Annotated in this window: 3 protein-coding genes; 2 read left to right on the top strand and 1 reads right to left on the bottom strand. The window is 44.3% G+C overall.

Going from position 1 to position 6,940, the window contains the following annotated elements:
• Window positions 1-416: 416 nt before the first annotated feature.
• Window positions 417-992: a DEAD/DEAH box helicase gene (locus QUA83_RS04375; protein WP_333291787.1), complete on the bottom strand. Its 576-nt coding sequence runs from the start codon at window positions 990-992 to the stop codon at window positions 417-419.
• Window positions 993-1,741: 749 nt separating this feature from the next.
• Between QUA83_RS04375 and QUA83_RS04370 the strand changes: the two genes are divergently transcribed.
• Complete coding sequence (locus QUA83_RS04370; protein ID WP_333291785.1) at window positions 1,742-4,885, top strand: peptidase domain-containing ABC transporter; 3,144 nt, start codon at window positions 1,742-1,744, stop codon at window positions 4,883-4,885.
• 173 nt (window positions 4,886-5,058) lie between these two features.
• The gene (locus QUA83_RS04365; RefSeq protein ID WP_333291783.1) at window positions 5,059-6,867 is read left to right on the top strand and encodes an HlyD family efflux transporter periplasmic adaptor subunit; all 1,809 of its coding nucleotides are present in this window, start codon (window positions 5,059-5,061) and stop codon (window positions 6,865-6,867) included.
• Window positions 6,868-6,940 lie beyond the last annotated feature (73 nt).

Raw genomic sequence — 6,940 nt, 5'->3', positions numbered from 1 at the left:
ATGCTTTATATTCTATCATGCTCTTCGTATTTGTGAACCTTCTTTTTTGCTGTTACCCCTATTTATTGAGCGGATACCTATTTTGGCTTTTATTTTAGCCACTTGTGAGGCTTGATTACCTGTTTATGCCAATTCATTAATTAGCTAGTTCTAAAATTTTTTAGAACTTTATAAAATTTATGTTAATTGCCTTTATTTATCAATTATACCCACATTTTTTTATCTGAATATCTCACTCCTCCCATTACATTAACTCTTCACTTTCTTCTGTATTCTGTGACATTTTTTTGGCTGCATTTTTTATACCAGTTCTTTCTTCAGGTGACTCTTAAACTAAATCCACTATCATCCCAAAACAATACCTGTAATCGTTCTGGAGTTAATTTTTATATGTTCAAATATTCTGCTATTTTAATTTAAAAAGCTGTTCTTGTTTCGGGATTTTTCTTGGGATCTAGGCTAGATTTTGCCCAAATGTAAACATACTTTTTTTTCTTTACTATCCTCCGAACTTTTCCTCCACTTAATTTGATTGCTGTGGATTTCTCTAAGTATGTTGCTAGTCTCTGCGGGAGCATCTCATATTTGTAAAAACACTTCTTCTGGTTCCTTCCTTCTTCCTCTTTCCTCGCCGCAAGAGAGCCTCGCAGCAAGAGAACCTCAAAACTCCAATTGCTAGCTTGGCTGCTTTCATTGAAATGCTCCCGTCTCTGCGCTGTCCATCTGACAAAATCATCTCCTAATTCTTGAGGGTCTCTCTCTAGAGTTGTTAATAATATTTCTATCAATCCCAGTTTCAACAGTGCCAGTAATTGAAAATACAAAGACTTGCCACTGCCCGTCGGCATGACAATCATCATATCCCGTTTTTGTAAAGCAGCTTCGACAATTTCCTGCTGCCCCGGGATCAAAGAGTCATAGCCAAAAAAATGTTTGAGCACTTGTTCCAGTCCCAGCGGCACAGAAGATGTTGGCGGATTAGACGCTGACATTTGCAGTAGTTGGTTGTTGGATTCTACACTATTCCATGCTTTTGGAGAACAAATACACTGAGTGCGATCGCACAAAATTCGTTAAGCAGAGAAACCGATACTTTTAATCGGGGTTTAGACCCATAGTGATGGGTAGCGATAGTGATGGGTTTGGGCCCTCAAAGAAGTCACCCCCAAATGGAAGGCCGTTATCAACAGCAAAATTTTCCACTTTACTTTAATTCGTTACATACCGAGATTAGATAGTGAATTAATTGCTTGAATTGCTGCTACAAATTAACAGCAATCAATATTTCTTTACAATGTTCGGAATCTGGACTTCACCAACAAGCGTCGAAAATTAATGGTTTTTGGAATCCTGAATGTAAATTTTTGCGTATATATACGTATACCGGGCACAACACCTGCCTCGCCCCGCTTTACAGAATCTTCACAAATCTCCGTATAATTACGGTAAGTTTATAAAGATTCAGTAAAGATTGCCCTTACAGGTAGCCCAAATGACGATTCTGTAAGTTAAACTGGGATCCAGCCAAAACCACACTTACGTAATCACCGCAAAATCCTGAAAGAACGCAATTTTATATCCTAAAGGCGTTGAAGGGATGTCGTAACTAAGGGGTATTCGTCTGACATATCGACAAACAGTTTTTAAGCCAACTAGGTTGCAACTCAACCAATAAAAATTGCTCATAACCGGGTTAGTTGTAATTCAAAAAATTTGAAACAAATTTTTGACAGGGTAAGTTATGAAAAAAAATTTAGGGGTTAAAAATCACATTTTTAAAACCCGAGAAGCCTGGGAAAATTTCCCTGCTATTCAGAAAATTTTCGAGGAAGTTGGTGCCGAACCGACTTTAGTGGCGAAATTAAATACAGCCTGTGAAATTTGCGAGTTTCAGCTCGGAGATGAAATCACTCAATATCAAACATCAGATAGCAACAATTTCGTTGAAAAAGAACAGAGCGATCGCAATTTTTATTTAGTTTGCGAGGGAAGAGTCAGGCTGCTAGCGGTAGAAGCGTCTCAACAGCAGGAGATTTCGGCGGTGGTACTGGAAGTCGGAGCAATATTTGGGACAGATAACCTATTTATTGAAAGCGGACTGCCTTACAGGGCAATTGCGGCTGGGACTTGCCAAATCGGTCGAATTGCGGCCACCACATTGGAGCTGATTTTAGAGGAATTCCCGCAACTGCAACAGCACTTGCAGCAAGAATTTCAAGAGCGACAGCGGTTAATATTTTTCAAGACACAAACAGATTTGCGATCGCTCGCTCCCCACCAACAACAGCTTCTGTGGCCGCACTTACTTCCTTACATAGAAGAAAGCCGAATTCCTGCCGGAGTTTCCCTCGCTGAGCACTGCCAAAACTCCAACAATCATTTTTGGCTCCGCAGCGGTCAAATTCAAGGTCAAGGACCGCCAGTTATCGGCAGTAACTGGGAACATTCAGACGTAAAGAGCGACTGGATAGCGGTAACAGACCTGCTAATTTACCAGCTTAGCAGCGAACAGTGGCAAATCGCCAAAGCCACAATTAGTTATGAAAGCAATTCCCGCCTTAAAATCATCCGCAAACCTCCAATTTTAAGCTTAGTAACGCCGCCCCAAGATGCCAGATCTACCTCACAAACCGAGCCATCAAAATTAACCGCAGTTGCTCAGCAAAAACCCGCAGCCGGAATCATCAGCTTTCCCAAACCCAAGCAGCGGCGCTGGTTGAGCAGCAGACATCCATTCATTCAACAACAGAGCGCAGCAGATTGTGGAGCTACTTGCTTAGCTATGATTAGCGAGTATTGGGGTAAAAAATTCAGCCTAAATTACTTGCGCGAATTGGCAGAAATCGGCCGCAGCGGCGCTTCGCTCAAGAGTCTGGCAAAAGCAGCGGAAAGGATGGGATTTCAAACCCGTCCCGTGCGAGCTTCTTTAACTCCGCTGCGAAATAAAAATCCCTGGATTGCTCACTGGCAGGGCAATCACTACGTGGCAGTTTACCGCTTTAAAAATCAACAGGTTTTAGTGGCCGATCCGGCGGCTGGCAAGCGGTGGATGAGCATTAAAAATTTTACCGAAAATTGGACTGGGTACGCCCTAATTTTAGACCCGACAGCGGAACTATACCGCAATCACAGTGCGGAACATCAAGGCATTAAAATTAAAGATTTTGTTGGCATAGTCTGGCCTTACCGCGCTGCGATCGCCCAAATTCTGCTCCTTTCCTTGTTGCTCCAAATATTTGGTTTAGTTACTCCCCTATTTACCCAAGTAATTCTCGACCAAGTGGTTGTCAGCAAAAGCATAGTAACTCTGCACGTTTTTGCGATCGGACTGCTGCTGTTTAGTGTTTGGCGAACGTTGTTGGGTGCAACGAGACAGTATTTGCTGGATTATTTGTCGAACCGCATTGACCTGACTTTAATTAGCGGCTTTATCAGTCACACTCTCAGTTTGCCGATCAAATTTTTTGAATCTCGTCAGGTGGGCGATATCTTAACGCGCGTTCAGGAAAATCGCAAAATTCAGGCGTTTCTGACCCGCCAAGCGATTACTGCTTGGCTAGATGCTTTGATGGCGGTAGTTTACATCGGACTGATGATTTACTACAACGGGCGTCTGGCTTTGTTGGTTCTGGCTTTAATTCCGCCGATCGTAATTTTGACTTTAGTTGCAACTCCGTTTCTGCGAAAAGTATCGCGGGAAATTTTTAATGAAGGTGCTAAGCAAAACTCATCTTTGGTAGAAATGATTACTGGGGTAGCCACGATTAAAGCAACTGCTTCTGAGCGAGAAATGCGCTGGCGTTGGGAAGACCTCTTCACAAGTACGATTAATGCCCAATTTCGGGGGCAAAAGTTGGGAAACTTGTTGCAAATAATCGGGGGTTCGATCAATACTTTGGGTAGCACAGCTTTGCTGTGGTATGGGGCAATGCTGGTGATTCAAGACGAGTTAACGATTGGTCAGTTTGTAGCTTTTAATATGATGATTGGGAGTGTGATTTCTCCTGTTTTGTCAGTGGTGGGACTTTGGGACAGGTTTCAGGAAGTGCTGGTTTCGATCGAGCGTTTGGATGATGTATTCTCCGCTGAACCTGAAGAAAGTCCTTACAAACCGATGCTGGTGTTGCCACGCATTCAGGGAAGGGTCAAGTTTGAAAATGTTTCTTTTCGCTATTCCCAAGATGACGAACGGAATACGCTGCAAAATATTTCTTTTGAGGTAGAATCTGGAGAAACGGTGGCAATTGTCGGCCGCAGCGGTTCCGGTAAGAGCACTTTGGTGAAGCTGCTGCAAGGTTTCTACTACCCAGAAAAAGGGCGGCTGACAATTGACGGCCACGATATTCGGCACATTTCTTTGCAGTCGCTGCGATGTCAGTTGGGTGTTGTTCCTCAAGATTGTTTCTTGTTTTCGGGAACGATTTTGGAAAATATTACGCTTTACAAAAACGGGCAGGGTGGTGATTCTCCCAGCTTGGAAGACGCGATTGAAGTTGCGAAACTAGCCGAAGCTCACGCTTTTATCCAGGATATGCCGCTGGGTTATCAGACTCCTGTGGGGGAAAGGGGAACGAGTTTGTCTGGCGGCCAACGGCAGCGAATTGCGATCGCGCGGGCTTTGTTGGGCGATCCCCGAATTTTGGTTTTGGACGAAGCAACTTCTTCGCTGGATACCGAATCTGAGCGCAGGTTTCAGCAAAATCTCGCCCGCATTAGTCGCGATCGCACTGCGTTTATTATCGCTCATCGGTTGTCTACGGTGCGTAATGCCGATCGAATTTTGGTTCTAGACAAAGGCATTTTAGCCGAACAAGGCAACCACGACGAATTGATGGCTGAACGCGGACTTTACTATCACCTCGCTCAGCAACAACTCGATATTTAAGTCATTAGTCATTAGTCATTAGTCATTAGTCATTGGTCATTAGTCATTAGTCATTAGTCATTAGCAACCAACACAATACTAAAGATAGTTTTCAATTACTCCTGACTCCTGACTGATAGCTCCTAACAACTGCCAACTGCCAACTGTCAACAGACTAATTTGGAGGAAATACAATGTTTTCAGAAGATGCCAAAGAATTAAGCCATGCTCCTAACGAAATAAGTGAAGTTTATGGTGGCGTAGCTTCTAGGCAAGAAAACGAAACCCGAAAAAAAGACCGATCTTTAGAAGTTGTCGAATCTCAAAATGTCTCTTCTCAAACTAATGACGGTATCAATATTGCAAAATTACAGTTACGGCAGCCTGATGCCAATAATTGGTCTACTTCTTTGCACTCGGTACTCGACCAGCCTCCAGTATCTTTTCCCCAGCGGTTGATATTAGGAGGAATGGTTTTTTCCGTAGTTTTTGGAGCGTGGGCAACTTTGGGAAAAATTGACGAGGTTGGTCATGCTCAGGGCAAATTAGTTCCCAAAGGCGCTGTTTACAAAATTCACCCGACTGAGCCGGGAAAAGTGGTTAACCTGGCGATTAAAGAAGGTGAAAAGGTCAAAGCTGGACAATTATTGGCAGAATTAGACCCGGAAACGGCTTCGGGAGAGGTGGAACGTCTCGATAAAATTCTCGACGCTTATCAGATTCAATTAATGCAGCAGATGAGTGTGATCGAACGAACGCGACTGGAAGCTCAAGCCAGCAAAATTATTGCTGAAGCAGACAAGCGCGGGGCCCAAGCTGCGATCGACCGCGCTCGTGCTTCCGTGGCTACCACCCAGTCTCAAATCGAGCAATTGCAAGCGGATGTAGCCTCCCAGCAAGCTCGCCAGCAAAAGCTCAAACCTCTGGAACAGCACGCGCAAAACTTGGTTTCGCAACTGCAAACAGATATTAACTCGCAGCAAGGGCGGCGCGATCGCGTAAAACCGCTGCAACGCAAGACTCAAGATTTGCTGGCCGGGTTGCAAGTAAAAGTAGTGGCTCACAAAGAGCGGATCGCGCGTCTCAAACCTTTGGTAGATGAGGGAGCACTCTCAAAAGACGTGTTGTTTCAAGCTGAGGAAGGTTTGCGGGAAAGCGAAAACGCGGTGATTAGAAGCCAGTTGGGTGAGCAAAGTCAGGCTGACGATCGCGCTTTTAATGTCGAGCAAACGCTGCGCGACAAGCAAAGCGCTCAAATCAGGAGTCAACTCTCTGATGCCACTGCGGTTAAGGAAAAGCTGTTTGAAGTCGAGCAAAGTTTGCGCGATCAAACTAGCGCCATTTCTAAAACCCAAGGTGAATTAGCCGAACAATTGGCAGAAGTCGATCGACTAGAAGCCCAAGCCACCAGCCAACAAGCCACCGCGCGCCAAACGCAGTTAGAAAAAGAGCAAAAAATTCAGCAGTTGAAAATGGAATTAACTCAACTCAAATCCAAAATTGCCGAAACCCAAACCCTGCTCGCTCAAGCCAAAAATAAGCTTAAACAAAGATTTCTCTACGCACCAGTCAGCGGAGTTATTTCGACTCTCAACATTCACAACACTGGGGAAGTGGTTCAAACGGGTCAAACGATTGCGGAAATGACTCCGAATCAAGCTCCTTTAGTGCTGGAAGTCAGTTTGCCGAACCGAGAAGCGGGATTTGTCAAAACCGGAATGCCAGTAAAAGTTAAATTCGATGCTTTTCCTTATCAAAATTACGGCGTTATTCCGGGAACAGTAATTTCGATTTCGCCGGATGCCAAAACCGACCAACGATTAGGGGTTTTCTACCGGGTGGAGGTAAGTCTCGATCGAGACTCGGTAACAGCCAACAATCACACCTGGAAATTGAAAGCAGGTCAAACAGCCAGCGCCGAAATAGTTATCCGTCAGCGCAGCATAGCCGACATTTTGCTTGACCCTCTCAAGCAACTACAAAAGGGTGGCATGAGTTTGTAGAAATACTCTACCAACAACTCACAGTCAACAGCTAATAGCTAACAGCTAAAAGTCAACAGTTAACCGATTTAGA

This window comes from Microcoleus sp. K1-B1 (assembly GCF_036704705.1).
Lineage (GTDB): Bacteria > Cyanobacteriota > Cyanobacteriia > Cyanobacteriales > Microcoleaceae > Microcoleus.
This window is presented reverse-complemented; position numbering and strand designations above follow the sequence as displayed.

Excerpts from the sequence above, each read along its gene's own strand:
- QUA83_RS04370 (WP_333291785.1), top strand. The coding sequence starts at position 1,742 with ATGAAAAAAAATTTAGGGGTTAAAAATCACATTTTTAAAACCCGAGAA.
- QUA83_RS04365 (WP_333291783.1), top strand. The coding sequence starts at position 5,059 with ATGTTTTCAGAAGATGCCAAAGAATTAAGCCATGCTCCTAACGAAATA.
- QUA83_RS04375 (WP_333291787.1), bottom strand. The coding sequence starts at position 992 with ATGTCAGCGTCTAATCCGCCAACATCTTCTGTGCCGCTGGGACTGGAA.